The 16313-nt window shown below is 40.2% G+C and carries 17 protein-coding genes and 3 pseudogenes; 7 read left to right on the top strand and 13 right to left on the bottom strand.

Going from position 1 to position 16313, the window contains the following annotated elements; translation table 11 throughout:
- Positions 1-15 precede the first annotated feature (15 nt).
- From ABJV04_RS11915 to ABJV04_RS11880, 8 genes and pseudogenes are all read right to left on the bottom strand, one after another.
- Positions 16-657 carry an NAD(P)H-binding protein gene (locus ABJV04_RS11915; protein WP_348491730.1) on the bottom strand — a complete coding sequence of 214 codons (642 nt, stop codon included), beginning with the start codon at positions 655-657 and terminating at the stop codon, positions 16-18.
- 195 nt (positions 658-852) lie between these two features.
- Positions 853-1125, bottom strand: coding sequence for a hypothetical protein (locus tag ABJV04_RS11910; RefSeq protein WP_348491729.1), 273 nt, complete (start codon positions 1123-1125; stop codon positions 853-855).
- Between the two features lie 347 nt (positions 1126-1472).
- Positions 1473-1853 (bottom strand): VOC family protein, encoded by a 381-nt coding sequence (locus ABJV04_RS11905; RefSeq protein ID WP_348491728.1) that lies wholly within the window; start codon positions 1851-1853, stop codon positions 1473-1475.
- Positions 1854-2163: 310 nt separating this feature from the next.
- Positions 2164-2451: a hypothetical protein gene (locus ABJV04_RS11900; protein ID WP_348491727.1), complete on the bottom strand. Its 288-nt coding sequence runs from the start codon at positions 2449-2451 to the stop codon at positions 2164-2166.
- Positions 2452-2861: 410 nt separating this feature from the next.
- Positions 2862-3840 (bottom strand): annotated as a pseudogene (locus ABJV04_RS11895) (transposase).
- Between the two features lie 125 nt (positions 3841-3965).
- Positions 3966-4691, bottom strand: coding sequence for a ZIP family metal transporter (locus ABJV04_RS11890; protein WP_348491990.1), 726 nt, complete (start codon positions 4689-4691; stop codon positions 3966-3968).
- A gap of 116 nt (positions 4692-4807) precedes the next feature.
- Entirely contained in the window at positions 4808-5686 is an 879-nt protein-coding gene (locus ABJV04_RS11885; RefSeq protein ID WP_348491726.1) for an alpha/beta hydrolase, read from the bottom strand.
- A 481-nt stretch (positions 5687-6167) separates the two neighbouring features.
- Positions 6168-6632 (bottom strand): hypothetical protein, encoded by a 465-nt coding sequence (locus ABJV04_RS11880; protein WP_348491725.1) that lies wholly within the window; start codon positions 6630-6632, stop codon positions 6168-6170.
- Positions 6633-7434: 802 nt separating this feature from the next.
- Between ABJV04_RS11880 and ABJV04_RS11875 the strand changes: the two genes are divergently transcribed.
- The gene (locus ABJV04_RS11875; protein ID WP_348491724.1) at positions 7435-8079 is read left to right on the top strand and encodes an amidohydrolase family protein; all 645 of its coding nucleotides are present in this window, start codon (positions 7435-7437) and stop codon (positions 8077-8079) included.
- Between the two features lie 101 nt (positions 8080-8180).
- Here the strand turns inward: ABJV04_RS11875 and ABJV04_RS11870 are convergent, their stop codons facing one another.
- From ABJV04_RS11870 to ABJV04_RS11860, 3 genes are all read right to left on the bottom strand, one after another.
- Positions 8181-8573: a RidA family protein gene (locus ABJV04_RS11870; protein ID WP_348491723.1), complete on the bottom strand. Its 393-nt coding sequence runs from the start codon at positions 8571-8573 to the stop codon at positions 8181-8183.
- A 501-nt stretch (positions 8574-9074) separates the two neighbouring features.
- Positions 9075-9395, bottom strand: a complete 321-nt coding sequence (locus tag ABJV04_RS11865; RefSeq protein ID WP_348491722.1) for a hypothetical protein — start codon at positions 9393-9395, stop codon at positions 9075-9077.
- A 248-nt stretch (positions 9396-9643) separates the two neighbouring features.
- A complete protein-coding gene (locus tag ABJV04_RS11860; protein WP_348491721.1) occupies positions 9644-10084 on the bottom strand; it encodes an FtsX-like permease family protein in 441 nt (146 codons plus the stop codon).
- A gap of 262 nt (positions 10085-10346) precedes the next feature.
- Between ABJV04_RS11860 and folX the strand changes: the two genes are divergently transcribed.
- The 4 genes from folX to ABJV04_RS11840 all read left to right on the top strand — a co-directional run bounded on the left by folX (position 10347) and on the right by ABJV04_RS11840 (position 13020).
- Entirely contained in the window at positions 10347-10718 is a 372-nt protein-coding gene (gene folX / locus ABJV04_RS11855) for a dihydroneopterin triphosphate 2'-epimerase (protein WP_348491989.1), read from the top strand.
- 2 nt (positions 10719-10720) lie between these two features.
- Positions 10721-11413, top strand: a complete 693-nt coding sequence (gene folE / locus ABJV04_RS11850; protein WP_348491720.1) for a GTP cyclohydrolase I FolE — start codon at positions 10721-10723, stop codon at positions 11411-11413.
- Entirely contained in the window at positions 11414-12133 is a 720-nt protein-coding gene (folM, locus tag ABJV04_RS11845) for a dihydromonapterin reductase (protein WP_348491719.1), read from the top strand.
- Positions 12134-12504: 371 nt separating this feature from the next.
- Positions 12505-13020: a limonene-1,2-epoxide hydrolase family protein gene (locus ABJV04_RS11840; protein WP_348491718.1), complete on the top strand. Its 516-nt coding sequence runs from the start codon at positions 12505-12507 to the stop codon at positions 13018-13020.
- 295 nt (positions 13021-13315) lie between these two features.
- On the opposite strand, the gene ABJV04_RS11835 is transcribed toward ABJV04_RS11840, so the two are convergent.
- Both ABJV04_RS11835 and ABJV04_RS11830 read right to left on the bottom strand, forming a co-directional pair.
- Entirely contained in the window at positions 13316-13528 is a 213-nt protein-coding gene (locus tag ABJV04_RS11835) for a hypothetical protein (RefSeq protein ID WP_348491717.1), read from the bottom strand.
- A gap of 273 nt (positions 13529-13801) precedes the next feature.
- Positions 13802-14422, bottom strand: a complete 621-nt coding sequence (locus ABJV04_RS11830; protein WP_348491716.1) for a PEP-CTERM sorting domain-containing protein — start codon at positions 14420-14422, stop codon at positions 13802-13804.
- 302 nt (positions 14423-14724) lie between these two features.
- Here ABJV04_RS11830 and ABJV04_RS11825 point away from each other — a divergent pair.
- Together ABJV04_RS11825 and ABJV04_RS11820 are read left to right on the top strand one after the other, a co-directional pair.
- Positions 14725-15353: pseudogene (locus ABJV04_RS11825) on the top strand (transposase); the annotation flags it as partial.
- 82 nt (positions 15354-15435) lie between these two features.
- Positions 15436-16312, top strand: a pseudogene (locus ABJV04_RS11820) (transposase).
- The last annotated feature ends 1 nt before the right edge of the window (position 16313 follow it).

The raw sequence follows: 16313 nt of genomic DNA, 5'->3' as shown, positions 1-16313 counted from the left end.
GTTGAATCTAAATAATCAACTAAAAAGCTCATCAAGTCGATATACCTGTTTAGCCGTTTTTGCAGAATGACTAATTGAAACCATCTTTTTGGCTACTTCATCGCCGGTGATAGGCCGGTAACGTTTGAAAAACGGCAATTTGCATAACGCTGGAAGTAGACAACTTGCCAAGGTTTCTCCTAAACGAAAGTTGTCCCGTTCCCCAATAAGGAGTGAAGGCTGCAAAATGCTTATTCGTGCAAAGGGTAACAAAGCAACGGCATCTTCCAATTCGCCTTTCATTTTTAGATAAGCACTGACACTTTTTGCATTAGCGCCACTAGATGAGACAAGAATGTAGTGATGAACGCCATTATCTGCGGCTATATTGGCGGCTTGATACTGATATTCAACATCAACTTTTCGCTGTTTTTGCACAGAGCCAGCTTGCTTGACGGTTGTACCTAGACATGAAAAAAGCACATCACCGGTAAAAATGTCAGCGTATTTGTCTAGTTCGTCAAACTTAACAACTTGGTTAGTAACCTTGTTAGATTGATATTCAATTGGCCGCCGCGTTACAGCAATAACCTTATTAACATCCTTATCTAAGACTAATCGATTAACCAGATTTTTGCCGACCAGCCCAGTGGCTCCTAAAACAATAACGGTACGCATTTATTGGCCCCCAGTTAAGATCAGTTGGACTTTCATTCTAGATTATCAACAACATTGTTACCATTATCAGCCAGGGTAACAAAGTCCCCATCTAAGTCATCACCCCCATATTGCCTAACACCCCGCCTTTTAAAATATGCAGGGATAGGGTGTTTTGGAGCAGAGCCGGTTAACATTCTATTTCTTAAGGAAATATCAAACTTTTTTAATGATTTCTGTTTGACAAGATTCGCAGTTCCAACCGATAAAAATATCTTTACCTAAAACTGCAGGTGCAAGCCAAGCAGCAACACCAAGAACAAGCGCCCATGTCATTCCGCTTACCATTAACATAATAGAAAGTCCTGTTGCAATGACGATAAGAAAGGCCCAAGGAAGCATTGGCGCACCTCGCCTAACTTCATGTAATTTATGTTCACAGTTCTTACATTCCCGATCCGACTGTTTATACTTTAAGTTTATACTCATCTTTAGGCCCTAGCTAATACTCTGAATTATATAAGAAAATACTCATTCTACTTTTAAAGTAACTTTATTTCCTTACAAAATTCGATGTATTTCTATTTGTTGATTCAAACCCAGTAAGCCCAAGAAAAATTAGCGTTTTATTGAAGTAAATTATGCAACTTAGATGAGGAGTGATAGCAGAACACGGCGAAGAATTCAAAGTAATCAACATATACGTAAACATATACGTAGACACCCATCGTAATGGCCAATCAATAACAATTACGAAGACACCCATAGTTAGACAGTCCAAGAATTTAGCTTACCTATTAAAGATGGGTGTCTTTGTAAAGAGAACCGTTGGGTTGTTAACTATTTTTGCCCACTTTCCATGGAGGATTTAGACGGTTTTCCCCCGCCCAATAGAGCTTAATTTTGTTGCCAGAGGGATCTGTAAGAATGGCTTCTTTCCATAGGTAGCGCTGCTCAGTGGGTTGTTGTTCAAACACAATGCCTTTTTCTGTAAGGTCTTGGCAAAGCTCTTCTAGCGCTTTGTGCTCAAAGTAAATAACTGAGTGATTTTCAAAATTACTTTTATCTAATGAAAGTGAAAATGTGGCATCACCTTCAGGACAACTAAAGCGTGCATAGTGTGGCGTATGGACTATCAGTGTAAACCCAAGAAGAAGGTAAAACTGAACAGATACATCCATATCTTTTACGGGCAAGGTTACTTGATTGAGCTCCATTTTATTTCCTTCAATATTTCCAAAGGTTATAGCGCTTTAAAGAAATAAATTAACAACTACATGGTAATAACCCGGCCTATAACCTATCCCACTTTGATTCCTGACCAGAGGAGTATTAAAACAAAAACAAATGCCGCAAAAACCAATAGTTATTTTTTCTCTTTAGGGCTTAATATTGTCCACCAACGCTTTGTGCCAACTTTCATTTTCACTTCCTTGTATGTCATTTCCAGCTTTCATATTAAGTCAATAATTTAGGGACAAAAGCAGTAGCTTTGTTCAGTTTATTAGGTACTTATTAAAGATACGTTTAAATCGCACTGACTAAAATTAATATGAATGCTAACAGAAGATATTTATGGCTTTCTTGGGAAAACCTAACATTTTCTTTAAACCACCGCCTAAGAGGAGCTACTAATAAAAGTGGGGATAAGAGCAAAGCTCGAAGCAGTGATAAAATAGCAACGCTCCCAGCAACAGACCCCATATCAATTGTATTGGTTTGATAAAATTGGGTGACTTGCATAACCACCACAAGTGTCATAAAACCTTTAATTAAGTTTGAACTACGTCGAACTTTACTCGCTTGTTCTTCCATTGTGCTGCAATCCATTGTTGAACGCCCTAGCATAAAACCGCTAAACCAAAGTCATTGTTGAGTCTAAACGACTTCACCTAAAGCAAATTCAAACTAAGTAACTAATATTTATGGAATATATACTAAGGTAGTTGTAACTATAACGCTATATACAAATTACTTGGTCAATTGAGGTCAATTGAGACAGCCACCGGATTAACTAGACACCCAAGCTAAGACACTCTTCGCTTTGACCTCCCCAACACGCCAAGGTGACCTAAACAGGGTGTTTTTGTAGGTTGAAATTGAAAGTTGACTGAGAGTTTTGAATTACTTTGGCTTTATTAGGCTGTAGTTGTGATTGAGTGCAAATGGCAGGCAGCGAGAATCGATACCTAGCGGGATGATTTAATCAAAGCTAGCTATAGAGGTTATCTGGCGTGTTGTAATAGCACTCTGGCTTTTGCCATCCCGCGTATTCGTCGATGGCCTGTATGCTGTTTAAATTGTTGCATCATATGTTCACTGCCGACCGCTGAATGAAAATGTTGCTCAAACTCAGTAGTAAGGCTTATCCATTGCTCAGTATTTAACCCAAGGCGCTCTAGAATCGGGCTGTTTCGATTCTTTATATGACCCGCCTTATCATCTCGAATGGATCTACCTGTGCTATCTATAAGTTCACAGTAATCAATTAAGCTAAACGCAATCCCCTTTGACTTGCCTTGTTTGTGATGACCCACAAAAGGCATCAGATTTCGAGGTTGCTCTCCTGTGATTAAACACTCTATGCGTTGTTGGATACTGGTGTGTTTGGAGGTTTCAGGTGTGTTTGGAGGTTTCAGGTGTGTTTTCCATTCTGGCCCGAATAGGGTTTAGGTCCACATAAGCCATGCAAGCTAGTACCGCGGGTTCATCTAACAATGCTTGGGATTTGAAACGCCCTTCCCAAAACCGTCCCGTGCAATCATCTTCCTTGTTCGCCTCTCGGGCGATGTATTCATTCAGGTTTCGCATAAACCAACTAATGTCGTACAAACGTTGACGATAAATTTTAATCGTTTCATTGAGCGATTCGCCACGCATAAATCGTTGGCTAACGAAGGTGCCTTTATGTAATTGATGCCAACGAAAAACCACTTCTTTTGACGACCACTTATCGGCTTGCTCTTTATCAACACACAACACAATATGGGTATGATTACTCATCACCGCATACGCACACACATCAATGGCAAAAACAGAGGCTAAATAAAGTAAACGTTGCTCAACCCAGTCTCGCCTATGTTCGTAACTTTGCCCCGTCAACTTGTCTTCCCCACACAGAAATGAGCGACGAACACATCGCGAAACACAGTGGTAATAAGGTGTATCAATAAGGCTAATCTGGGATTTACGTGACTGAGGCATAACAAACCATCCATGGTTGTTTAGGTTAATTAAAGCCTAGAGCATCTGGAAGAAATTACCACACAATCATGGATGTCATATTTAAAAACTTTTAAAAACTATACCAAGTAAATATGGCTGTCCAACTAAGAAAGTGTCACTGCATAAAGTACAAAAACACCCAAAACAAAAAATGAAAATCTAACGCCTGTCTCCCAAAGCTGCTCCGACTGTTTCACCTCTGGAAGAAGATCTGCACCTGCTATATATAAAAAGTTTCCAGCTCCTAAGGCTACGAGAAAATACACATTGATATGTTGCCCTACACCATACGCAATCACCCCACCTAGGGGAAAAGTTAATGCAGAGATAAAATTATAAAGCAGTGCTTTACTTCGTGAATAGCCAGCATGGACCATCGCTCCGAAGTCGCCGATTTCTTGAGGGATTTCATGTAAAGCAGCTGCGATCCATGCAGCTATTCCAGCCCGAATATCCACAACGAAGATAGCACCAATGGCAAGGCCTCCAAGGAAATTGTGAACCCCATCAGCAATCAACAACAAAGGACCTAAAGGCTGCACATGTTCGGAAGGCATACGGTGACAATGATGCCACTCCAAAAGTTGGTCAAGGGCAAAAAATGCGGTAAAACCGACGACCACCCAGACTAGTATCGATATTGTCGGTTGTGAAGTACTTAGTGCATGGGGGAGCATATGAAAGAAAGCGCCGCCTATCAACGAACCAGCTGCAAATGCAACGATAGGCTTTAGCCAACGCTTCAAAACTTTCTCTGGCAATAAGATAAATAACCCACCGATGATAGCGATCAAGCTCATTAAGAACCCAAAAACCAGGATAGTCAGCAATGTGGTATCCAAATTAGTACCCTCCAATCTATTACGCTATATTTTCCTTTTCGACATACAACAGATTGTCTAGTGACAAGCATTAAGTAACTCTAAGCTATAGGCCACATTTTGAGCTAAAGACTAGACAAGAACAACTCTATTTGATTGAACATCCACTCAGGTTCGTCAGCCATAATGAAGTGCTTAGCGCTTTTGGCATAAACCAAATATTTTAAATTATCGGGAATATTAGCCATTTGAGTCAGGTAATTATTTTTAGTTACATCATAACTTACGTAAGGCTCAGCTTGTGCCGGTGCGGCAATAGTTAGTACAGGGCGTTCAATTTTTACAAGCTTATCTCTTAGATCTAATTGCATCAATTCACCGAATGCCCTTCCCGACGTCATGGGATCAGAAGTCATCATTTCATTCAACATCTGAGGGTGCCAAGCTTCATTATGTGCCATCGATTTGACCATACTTTTAGGGTCGAAAGATCTAGGCGTTTCGCTACTCGATGCTTGTTGGTTGCCAATTAACGCACCTAAAGCCGGCAGCCCATCAATATTCACCACTGCCGAAATTTGTGGATGATTTTCTGTTGCTAGCCACAAACCTAAAGTACCACCAAGAGAATGACCGACAATCACCACGTCTTCTAATTTATTTAAACGAATATACTCTGAAATAGCGTTCTTCTGGAATTCTATAAAATTAGCACCTACCACTTCAGCTGGTGCCGCGTTTACACCCGCAAACCCAGATAAAGAAAGGGCGTGAAGTTGATATCTATCAGAAAAGTACTCAACGGTTTGTTTCCAAACAGAGGCAGAAGAAGAGACTCCTGGAATTAAAATTATAGGCTTTCCCTGACCAAAGACCTCGACATTAAATGCTTCATATTCTTTATTATATTGAGTTGATTGTTCAGTATTTTGAGTACTGACAAAAATCGAATGACTTAAGCTAATTAAACAGAGTGATAAGGCGAAAATTTTCGTTAGTTTCATGATTGTTCCCTCGGATTATTTGAGAGTTAACTTTATCCCTATATAAAAACTAAAAGCAGTGTACTTTGTCACCAATTCACCATGACAAATGTCATTGCTTTTGAGTTAAGGTTTATCAAGACACCCATAGTAAAGAAAAGAGAAGGTACTATTTAAAATATGAAAATAAAGTCCTAACCGAAGGGATACACAGGCAAAGTTCATTGTTAGTTTTCTTTTGAATGGTATTCAGTGACTATTAGTTTTAAAGATGGGTGTCTTAATAAAAAGTAACTGCAATTATTAGCCTTAAAGATGGGTGTCTCAATAAAAAGTAACTGTAACTATTAGCCTTAAAGATGGGTGTCTTAATAAAGAAAGGGGATGGCGGTTTAAGAAGTTAAGGTTGCTTGTGGGTTGGTTTGAATAGCGGATTTTGAGCCGCAACTTTTGCCACGGCTAGATTGACTCTGAAGCACGTGGCAAAAGGCGGCTGTTAAATTTAAGGCTGATAAGGCAATGAAGATTGGTGCAAAATTATGCGAGTCTTGCCATCTTCACATTCTTTAAATACGAAGCTTTTGTTCACAAAAATATGGCTGTCGTCGTCGCCGATAAAGTGTACGTTACACTGCACAATCGCTAGGTCGCCATGCAAAATAAAATCTTCTTTACTAAACCAAACCTTTACCCAAGGCTTAAGTTTGAACCCTTTATCGTCGGGAAAGTCACTGTTCCCGCCTACAAAATAAGAAAGAGCACCTTCTTTGGTAGGACGAAAGGTCTGCTGACCAAACGTTAACGTAGGCTTAAACAATACGTGGCCATTGTCGTAATCATAACTATCAGATAGCACCTGAAGAGAAAATGCTTGAACATCGCCTCCTTCAGTATAAACTTTTCCAACTTTAACGACATTGTCACACCAGGTTTGCAGTGCCATATGTACCATTTCTTTAGTAAACATAATGTAGACATTTCTCCTATAAGTTCGTTGTCCCGTCGGATCTTGATGTTGAGAACCAAACCTAAGGACGGTTCAAATTTTTAGCCAAAACGCTCAGTCACTCTCTATTAAGATAGCACTGCATGCATAAATCACACATTATTACTCAAAGAATTGCACCTACGCCTTGCTGTAATTATTTATGTGATAATATCACAATTTGAGTCTAAATATTTCTCTACATATATCAACTGTAATTGGAGATAGCTTTTATCTATCAAGGCTGGGGCCCTTAAATACAATACTTTCCTCGAATTTGACCACTATGTAGCTTGCCGTCAAACAAAAGCAAAACTTCCCCTTTTTCCATGCCAATTGAATGCCTGATTTACTCCAAAACTATCGCATTCCTACCTAAAAAACTGCAATCTCACCATTGCTAGCCTAATAAAACACTCGGGCTGATTACTGAATCTAAATTCGCAACATTTCATCTTTAGGAAAGAATCAAGAGAGCACTTTACTGCCCACAAGGGATTTCACGATGAACGCTGAAAAAGAGATTTATCACTTATTAATCTCGGTAGTTGTTTGTGTTTTTATTCTAGTAAGAGTTCAATTAAGTGCTTGAGGAATGTAATTTCCAATAGATATTTAGTCTGAGTATGGAGTAAATTTACTCCCAACAAAATTAAAAAGATAGTTCACATTCGATGGAAAGCGTTGCTTTCGCGTCAAATTACGAGTTGATAAAACGGCAAGAGTGTACGCCTCATCCTCTTACGCTGTTTCTCTCGCTAAAAAATATAACAGCAACCTACACGTGCTACACATTACCACCGCCAAAGAACTCGGCCTGTTTGAATCTGGACCTGTAGAAAACAAAACCATTACTGCCGAAGCCTGTGTGCATCACCTATGGTTTAGCCAAGACGATTACGCCAAACTTGGAAACCAAATTAAATGTAACCCTGCGATAAAAAAAGCCAGTGACCGCGATGCCATCATGCAAGCCCTACACTCCAACCAAATCGATATTATCGCCACTGATCATGCCCCACACACATGGCAAGAAAAGCGAGGTCATTATAACCAGGCACCCGCAGGCTTACCCCTAGTTGAGCATGCCTTATTAAGCCTATTCGACCACGTCCATCACCAGCGTTTAACCTTGGAACAAGTGGTTGAAAAAACCGCCCACAACCCAGCTAAGCGCTATGCCATAGAACAACGTGGTTATATTAAAGAGGGCTACTTTGCCGACTTCATCTTGGTCGATTTACAAAAACCAACCAAAGTGACCAATGAAAATTGCCGTTATTTATGTAAATGGACTCCCTTTAATGGCCACCAATTTACCTCTAGCATTGAAGGTACATGGGTGAATGGACAACAAGTGTTCGACGGAAAGAATATAATCGACACTCCAAAAGCATCACAACGACTGGTGTTTAACCCTCGAAGCTAAACCTCCACGAGTCTTTGTTTTTGATTTCCTTAAGAGTTCAAAGTAGTGCTAATGGCATCAAATTTTAATGCTAATTTGAGGACAAAAGCACTTTAGTAAATCTAGTTAAGGTGAGCAATGCACTTAATTTCTAATTTGAGCCTTGGATCAACCAGGGCTGCAACTTGTAATACTGTCTGAGATACCTCTGGAGTGCCACCGTACGCTTTTTCCCTTGCGGTGTAGACAACTTCGGCGTTATTCATTAGCTCTTCAACATCAGTAACAAAGTAGGTTTCATCCACTACATTCTCAATGGTTGCCCCAAACTCAGCCAAAACTAATTTCAAATTCTCATAAGCCAATTCAACTTGCGCTAATACTCCGTCAGCCACATTGCCTTCGTCGTCCATTCCAATTTGTCCTGACATATAAAGTATGTTGCCTACTTGCACTCCTTGGGCGATAAAATCAGCAAAGGGTCCAGATCTAAATGTTTTCTTTTCTAGAGCCATTTTTCGTATTCCTTTTAATTTTTTAGTTGTATTTATTTAGCCACTTTAGCCTCTTCAGATTATTTAGGAGGTGCTTTCTAAACAGAGGGAGGTACATGTCCTTTTTTAACAGCCCTTTTTTAACAAATTATGGTCCACACTTTGTGTTGTTGCACCGTAACCTGCACAAACTACAACTAACCAAAAGTACAACTAACTCAAAGTACAACCGACACAAGCCGTAAGCACAACAGCATCGATTAAAATGCCCATTCAAGACTAGTCTACAGCGCCGGAAAATGACAACTTTCGACAAACTTGTCTATACCTGAGTTTTGATAAAACAATCGCAAAATAAAGGGTTTTAGAGGAGATAAAATAGTTAAAGATGGGGAAAAGCAGTCATTGGCTCGAAGAAAGATATAAAACCGCGACCTATGAGTTAAATAGAATATAATAGGTTAAGCGTTTTGACGCCCACAGAAGACGATATGCCTGCGCCGCCCGACGGTCCAGAGTCGCTTATGTTTTGGGGCGGTAGACAGAAAAGACATCATCTTTTCTTCCCTTAATTAATAGCTGCACTTTCTCCGGCCTATCCCATTGAATACTATTGAACTTCTCAATAAGCTTATCTTTATCAATATAATCGATGCCAGCCATGAATATATCGCAGGTCATTCCTTTGTTTCCGCCTCCATGGTGATCAACTTTGGTTAAGGATTCTCCACGATAGTTGGTGCGCAAATATTCATACAAAATATCGGCATTTCCATGATCACTATTGGCCCAAGCGCCATCGTCCATGGATGTTATGAGGATAATGTTAGTTATGTCGGTCATAAATATATCTCAATACTGGAAAATATAGCCCTTTAACTTAGGTAAATCAGAGCGTTTTGAAACCAAACATAAGCAAGTATTCCCCAACACACCAAGGCACTAATGCTTATTATTTAGCTAGGTATCATTATCAATAAATACCTAAAGATAACAACATATTGAACTCTGCCCACTTCGCTTCTTTAGCCTAAGGGAACAAGTTGGCTTGGAAAAGCGCTCATCAAAACTATAAATAACCAAGCCTGAGGTTATTCATGGCGCAGTGCTTCGATGGGGTCGAGGCGTGCGGCTTTGCGTGCTGGGAAGTAACCGAAAATCACACCGACTACTACAGAGAAAATAAAAGCAACCGCCACAATGCCTCCTAGTGAAGACAAAACAACAGCTTCTACCAGAAATTGCAGTAGAACTTCCCGCTCCAGTGCGCCAATGGCAAGACGAATACCAATCTCACGGGTGCGTTCGGTTACAGACACCAGCATGATATTCATGATGCCAATACCTCCCACCAGCAGACTGACAGCAGCAACGGCACCTAATAGTTGGGTGAGCACCTGCAGCAATGCGACGACGCTCACGCAGCAATTGTTCAATATTCTGTTGGGCTTTTTCAGTAGATACACCATCTTGAACAGAGACGTAAATACTACTGACGTCGGTGTTCGTTTATGACCACTTTTTAAAACCAAGGCAAAATATACCTGTTTAGTGAAAACTACAGGCTTTTATTTGTAGTTATTGTACAAAAAATCAAAATTTTGTATTTAAAACCAATATTAAGTAAGTATGATCCCGCACAATCCAGTTGCTCTTAAAATGAACCAAAATCAAATTAAGGGCGTACATTTAGAACATTACAAAAAAACAGTGAAGAGATGTGCAATGAATGCTCCTGCTTTCGCTTTAACAGATAACTCAGTTCATCAGTTGTCTAAGGGTTCGTCCACTAAGATGAACGCCATTATCGAAATAACTAACCTGAGGCTCAGAACCTATATCGGGTTCAATGACGAAGAGAAAAATAAACAACAAGACATAGTGATTAATGCTGAAATTCACTATCCTCTTAGTAGTGGATGTTTGGAAGATCAGGTAAGCGATGCCCTCAATTACAAAACCATCACCAAAGCCATTATCAAACATGTGGAGTCTGGACGCTTTTTATTGCTCGAAAAGCTGGTTGCAGATGTACTCAATATTTGTAATGAACACCAAGACGTTGTCTATGCTAAAGTCAAAATAGATAAACCTCATGCACTGCGCTTTGCAGATTCGGTATCATTGTCACTCGATATTCACAGCAACAGTTCACAGGAGAAATAATCATGACATCACAAACAGCTACTTTGAGCATTGCTAGTGAAAACGAATCCTCTAACCAAATCAGCGAAGAAGCATTGATGGTCAGAAATGCATTGGTTAAGCGTGGCTTAGAAACCCCAATGATCGACAATAAACTGACCGACAAACAAAAGTACGCCAAAATTAAAGACAGTTTTACCAAAATCGTGACCACACTGGGCTTAGATTTAGCTGACGACAGCCTGTGCGAAACTCCCCATCGGCTCGCCAAAATGTACGTTAACGAAATTTTTTCTGGCTTAGATTACAAAACCTTTCCGAAGGTTACAGCCATTGAGAACAAGATGAATCTTGATGAAATGGTTAAAGTAGACAAAATTAGCTTAACCAGTACCTGCGAGCATCACTTTGTAACTATAGATGGCACAGCCCGTGTTGCTTACATACCCAACGACAGCATTATTGGCTTATCGAAAATCAATCGTATTGTTCGATTTTTTGCCCAGCGCCCACAAGTACAAGAACGCCTAACTCAACAAATCTTAGTGGCGCTACAAACGTTATTGCATACCGACAACGTAGCAGTATCAATCAACGCTACCCATTATTGCGTTAAATCCCGTGGCGTGATGGACACTAATTCTTATACTACAACCACAGCACTTGGCGGCAGTTTTAAAGAAAACGCCATTACCCGACAAGAGTTTTTAAAATAAATGCCAACGGTAGTTATAACTGGCGTAGGGCAACGCTTGGGCTTGTGTTTGGCCGAGCACTTTTTGGCTAAGCAATACAAGGTGATAGGTACTTATCGGACCGAAAGAGAATCTATCAACAACTTGCAGGCAAAAGGAGCCCTGTTGTATCAGGTAGATTTTTACGATCAACAGCAAACCCTGGCGTTTATCGATGCAGTTATCAGCAACAATGACGCCATAGACTGCTTAATTCACAACGCATCAGATTGGAATGATGATAACCAAGTTTTAGATTTTGCCAGTTATCATCAGATATTTTCTAAAATGATGACCATCCATGCTGAAGTCCCTTACCAGTTAAACTTAGCCTTTAAGTCACTCCTTACACCTAAAAATGGCCATCAGTTTACTGACATCATTCATATAAGTGACTATGTCGCATCTAAAGGTAGCAAAAAGCATGTAGCCTACGCTGCCAGCAAAGCGGCACTAGAAAATTTAACCTTGTCATTCGCCCAGCGCTTTAGCCCAAAGATTAAAGTTAACTCTATCGCCCCAGCCCTATTAGCGTTTAACGAAGATGATGATGCAAGTTATAAAATAAAAGCTAGGAATAAATCCTTGATGCAAACCGAAGGCTCATTTCAAGAAGCCATCAATACCATTGAATGGCTGCTTGCAAGCCGTTACGTCACTGGGCGCACTATACACCTCGATGGTGGAAGACATTTAAAATAGAAGCCTATCTAGGCGCTTATAGAACCCTCATTAGTAACAACAGCAAAACCACCAAAGCAGTTAACAGCAAAGTCTAATTTCGTTTTTTTACGATGGGTGTCTAGTTGCTGTCTTCTTATAGAACCCACCTTTGTAACAGCAGTAAAAACACCAAAGCAGTCAACGGCAAAGTCTAATTTTGTTTTTTTACGATGGGTGTCTAGTTAATGACACGATGGGTGTCTAGTTAATGACACTTGTTCCTAGCCTTGATCACACTTGATTACAACTTATCAAATAGATATAATATTATATCTATATAATTAATACTGAATCAGCTCCGAATCAGTCAAAAGTTTCAGTTATGCTGAGGCCCCAATGGGAAAGAAAACATGAATAGATTAGATATTAATCGACGTACACTTTTAACCGGTTTAGCCGGATCTGCGGCCTTAGGGTTAACTGCTTGCGCTGGAAAAACAGTCAACAAATCTACGGACAGTAAAACTAGCAATCAATCTACAATTGAAGTTAACAATGCGAACTTGGTTAAAAACTTTTGCCGAGATTGGTCACTCCGAGATGTAGAAGCGTTAATCCCTTATTTGGCAGATGACATTGTCTATCAAATTTCAGATGACCTACCTATCATTAATGGTATTGATGCTTTTAGAAAACAAATGGGCGCATTTATAGGTAAGTTTGAATCAATACGTTGGGACACATTAAGATCACATTCCATTGGACGATTAGTGATAAACGAGCGTATAGATTACTTTGAAAATTCGGAAAAAGGAAAAAGTATGAAGTTCCATATATCTGGAGAATTCGTAATCAAAAACGATAAAATCATTATATGGAAAGACTGGGTGATGCCCACAGCGTCACTTGATGACTGGAAGTATTAAAACGGGATAAAGTAAACATAGTGATGCCGGCGATTGACGCTAAGTTTAGCGCTTTTCGCCCACAATTCACCTTAAAAGGACGCGAAAGGGAAACAATAGAGTCGTTTCTAGGCATCTGAACTTTCTTAGCTGTAGAGGCGAGTAGCCCCTTCAAATCCACACTCTTCACTTATCACCCTACCAAGGGGCGCAGATGCTTGGGGCATAATGGCGAAGCCGTCCCGTGTATAGACGCTTCAGCGACCGAAGGGAGTAACGTTAGCGTTTTGTTATGCTTTTCTACGACCGCGTATGGTTACCAATCACTCGCATATTCTTTATTCGCTTTAAACGCCTCGACCTCTAAAGGTGCTTTGTCGTACCCATATTCTGCTAAATCCGAAAAGTGCTGAGTTATTATGTGGTCGAGATTGGCTCGTTCAATTTGAAGTACATGTACCAATTCATGAGCAAGTTTTGGCCTATCCAGTTCATAACCATGACGAACATAAATTGAATAACCGAACACTTGGGCGTTGTTGATGATACCTTCACCAATGAATCCGAGTGCTTCACCTAGTTTTTTCAGAGCAAAGTTTTCATACGGGAACGGGGTTTTATTATGGGTGTCTAGTTAACTTGTTTTTAGCTACATTCTCTATTTTCGGTGATAGCTTCCAGCTTTTTATTCATAGCCTCTTTCTGGTAGATGACTATCTCTTTGACTGCTAACGGCCGTATAACCGACAAATAAAAATGGGGCTGTAAAAGCCCCGTTTTCATTTATCCGAGTTGTAGCTTGTTAGGCTTTAAATTTTCTGCGAGAAAAACCCAAACCTGCCAAACCAAGACCAAGTAAAGCTAGAGATACTGGCTCTGGAACTGACGTACTAGAAGTGTATGTGAAATTGTCGATGAATACATAGTCTGAACCAGAACTAATGTCGAGCGTGGCATGAGTCATCCCGGCACTAGCTATTCCGAAATAATCGCCTGCATTACTAGCTGAAGTTGGATTTAAAGCAAACGTTTCAAGCAATGTTGCACCATTATACGCTGATAAATTCCAAACGTAATCTGCCGCCCCCCATAAAAATGCAAACGCATCAACCGTTGTATCAAAATCAAAGCGGAAACTAATTGGGTCATCTCCGTGGTTAGTAATGTGGTAGTTACCACGAGTGTTATAATTACCAGCATAGTCAGAGTCTATTTCGATATTTGCGTTGCTAGTGAACGTGACACCTCCTGTAGACAGCGATGGAACATCCACTGTACCGAAGGATTCAAAATCAATTACAGTGCCTGCAGATAGAAATGCAGAATCAGTCGGTAGGCCAACACCAGTAATAGGTACTGCTGTTGCGCTGTGAGATAAAGCGATCAAAGCGGTTGTCACAAGTATATTTAATAATTTTTTCATTTTCTCATCCAGTTAGAAGGTGTCAAATTTTTAAATGCAATAAAGATACCAAGTTCGCTTCTTATTGTTTTTACTCGACAATTAGAACTTCACACTAAATGCATCGTAAGAAATGTAAAAGATATCGACACCTTCAACAGCCGTCAGTAAAAACAACTATTGGTTGGTGACACTGATTTCACTGCTAGACATAATGACTCCCCACGAACCACCCCTAAAGGTGCTGATCTCTAATTTTTCGCGGGTTAGCTAAGCCAGAGCCATAATAGTTGTGTTGAACAAACTAATTAAAGGAGATCAGCATGAGCAAACATAACATACTTTTTGTATGGCCTTGATACTCACAAAGAGTTCGTTGAAGTGGCTTACATTGAAGATCAACGTGGGGCAAAGCCTACACACCTTGGGCGACAACCAACGAGTAAGGTTGCGGTCAAAAAACTTGCTCGTCAGTTTGAATCTAAATACCCAGGTGCAACATTCCATATTGTTTATGAAGCAGGACTTTGTGGTTATTGGATCTACAGATTGATTACCAGTTTAGGGCATTGTTGTTATGTCGTTGCCCCATCTCTCATTCCAAAAAAGCCAGGTAAACGGATTAAAACAAACATACATGATGCTCTCAAAACTGCAAGCAACGCGAGGTGTCCGGTTGTTAGTTGCTGTGGGTGTGGTGGCTGAGCTAGGCGATTTGCACCGTTTCGACCACCCAAGAAAACTCATGGCTTATCTCGGTCTGGTTCCCAGTGAACATTCTTCAGGTGGGAAACGGCATTTAGGGGCCATTACCAAATGCGGTAATGGTCGAGCAAGACGGTTACTCATTGAAGGCGCTCACAGTTATCGATACCCAGCCAATATCTCGACGGATATTCAACTACGACAGGAAGGCTTACCCAAAGATATTGTTGATATTGTTGATATTGTGTGAAAAGCACAACTTCGGTTGTGTAAACGCTATCAACGCATGAATAAAAAAGGCAACCATTACAAGCAAGAGTTAGCTTATTATGAATACTGAAACAAATCAAAACGTTAACGTCGGTGTCGATACAGTTAAATTTCAACTCGACATTTATATTCGCCCTTTGGATATTTATTTCACTGTCACCAACGACGATAAAGGTATCAGTGACGCCATCAAAGAAATCAAAAAACACAAACCAGAGCGTGTCGTCATTGAGGCAACTGGACGGTTAGAAATGCCATTTATTATAGCCTGTGCAAAAGCAAACCTTCCTTTTGTCATTGCCAATCCTGTACACATTAAACGCTTCGCTGGGGCCATTGGTGAACGAGCTAAAACCGATAAGCTAGATGCTCTACTGATTGCCCATTACGCCGAGGCTATCATGCCTAGATTATCCCAGCTAAAGCCCGATATCATGCAAGCTATGAGTGATTTAGTCGCAAGGCGAAATCAATTATTAGTGATGCAAACCATGGAAAAAAATAGAAAGCAAAATCGTCACACTCATAAGCTCCTGTCCTGAGCATCAACCTAAAGACACCATCCTACAAAGTATGAAAGGTATCGGTAAAATCGCCTCTGCTTCGCTTATCAGCAACTTACCGGAGCTTGGTTATATGACTAACAAACAAGCCTCTGCTTTAGTCGGAGTGGCCCCCATGAATCGAGAAAGTGGTCGTTATAAAGGCTTACGAAAAATTCAAGGAGGAAGGCATCAAGTTAGAACCGTTTTATACATGGCCATGATGTCAACCATTCAATCTAACCCAGTATTTAAAGAAACCTATCAACGACTCGTTGCAGCAGGAAAACCCAAAAAGTTGGCTATTATTGCATGCATTAAAAAGATGGTTGTTATCTTAAATTCGATGCTAAGAGACTCTACAATGTGGGAAGCGCCAAAGGCGATAAATTAAC

The organism is Aliiglaciecola sp. (assembly GCF_039982535.1).
Taxonomy (GTDB): domain Bacteria; phylum Pseudomonadota; class Gammaproteobacteria; order Enterobacterales; family Alteromonadaceae; genus Aliiglaciecola.
The sequence above is the reverse complement of the archived record's forward strand: the minus strand, read 5'-3'. Positions and strand labels throughout refer to the sequence as shown.

Excerpts from the sequence above, each read along its gene's own strand:
- ABJV04_RS11915 (WP_348491730.1), bottom strand. The coding sequence starts at position 657 with ATGCGTACCGTTATTGTTTTAGGAGCCACTGGGCTGGTCGGCAAAAAT.
- ABJV04_RS11910 (WP_348491729.1), bottom strand. The coding sequence starts at position 1,125 with ATGAGTATAAACTTAAAGTATAAACAGTCGGATCGGGAATGTAAGAAC.
- ABJV04_RS11905 (WP_348491728.1), bottom strand. The coding sequence starts at position 1,853 with ATGGAGCTCAATCAAGTAACCTTGCCCGTAAAAGATATGGATGTATCT.
- ABJV04_RS11900 (WP_348491727.1), bottom strand. The coding sequence starts at position 2,451 with ATGGAAGAACAAGCGAGTAAAGTTCGACGTAGTTCAAACTTAATTAAA.
- ABJV04_RS11885 (WP_348491726.1), bottom strand. The coding sequence starts at position 5,686 with ATGAAACTAACGAAAATTTTCGCCTTATCACTCTGTTTAATTAGCTTA.
- ABJV04_RS11880 (WP_348491725.1), bottom strand. The coding sequence starts at position 6,632 with ATGTTTACTAAAGAAATGGTACATATGGCACTGCAAACCTGGTGTGAC.
- ABJV04_RS11870 (WP_348491723.1), bottom strand. The coding sequence starts at position 8,573 with ATGGCTCTAGAAAAGAAAACATTTAGATCTGGACCCTTTGCTGATTTT.
- ABJV04_RS11865 (WP_348491722.1), bottom strand. The coding sequence starts at position 9,395 with ATGACCGACATAACTAACATTATCCTCATAACATCCATGGACGATGGC.
- folX (WP_348491989.1), top strand. The coding sequence starts at position 10,347 with ATGAACGCCATTATCGAAATAACTAACCTGAGGCTCAGAACCTATATC.
- folE (WP_348491720.1), top strand. The coding sequence starts at position 10,721 with ATGACATCACAAACAGCTACTTTGAGCATTGCTAGTGAAAACGAATCC.
- folM (WP_348491719.1), top strand. The coding sequence starts at position 11,414 with ATGCCAACGGTAGTTATAACTGGCGTAGGGCAACGCTTGGGCTTGTGT.
- ABJV04_RS11840 (WP_348491718.1), top strand. The coding sequence starts at position 12,505 with ATGAATAGATTAGATATTAATCGACGTACACTTTTAACCGGTTTAGCC.
- ABJV04_RS11830 (WP_348491716.1), bottom strand. The coding sequence starts at position 14,422 with ATGAAAAAATTATTAAATATACTTGTGACAACCGCTTTGATCGCTTTA.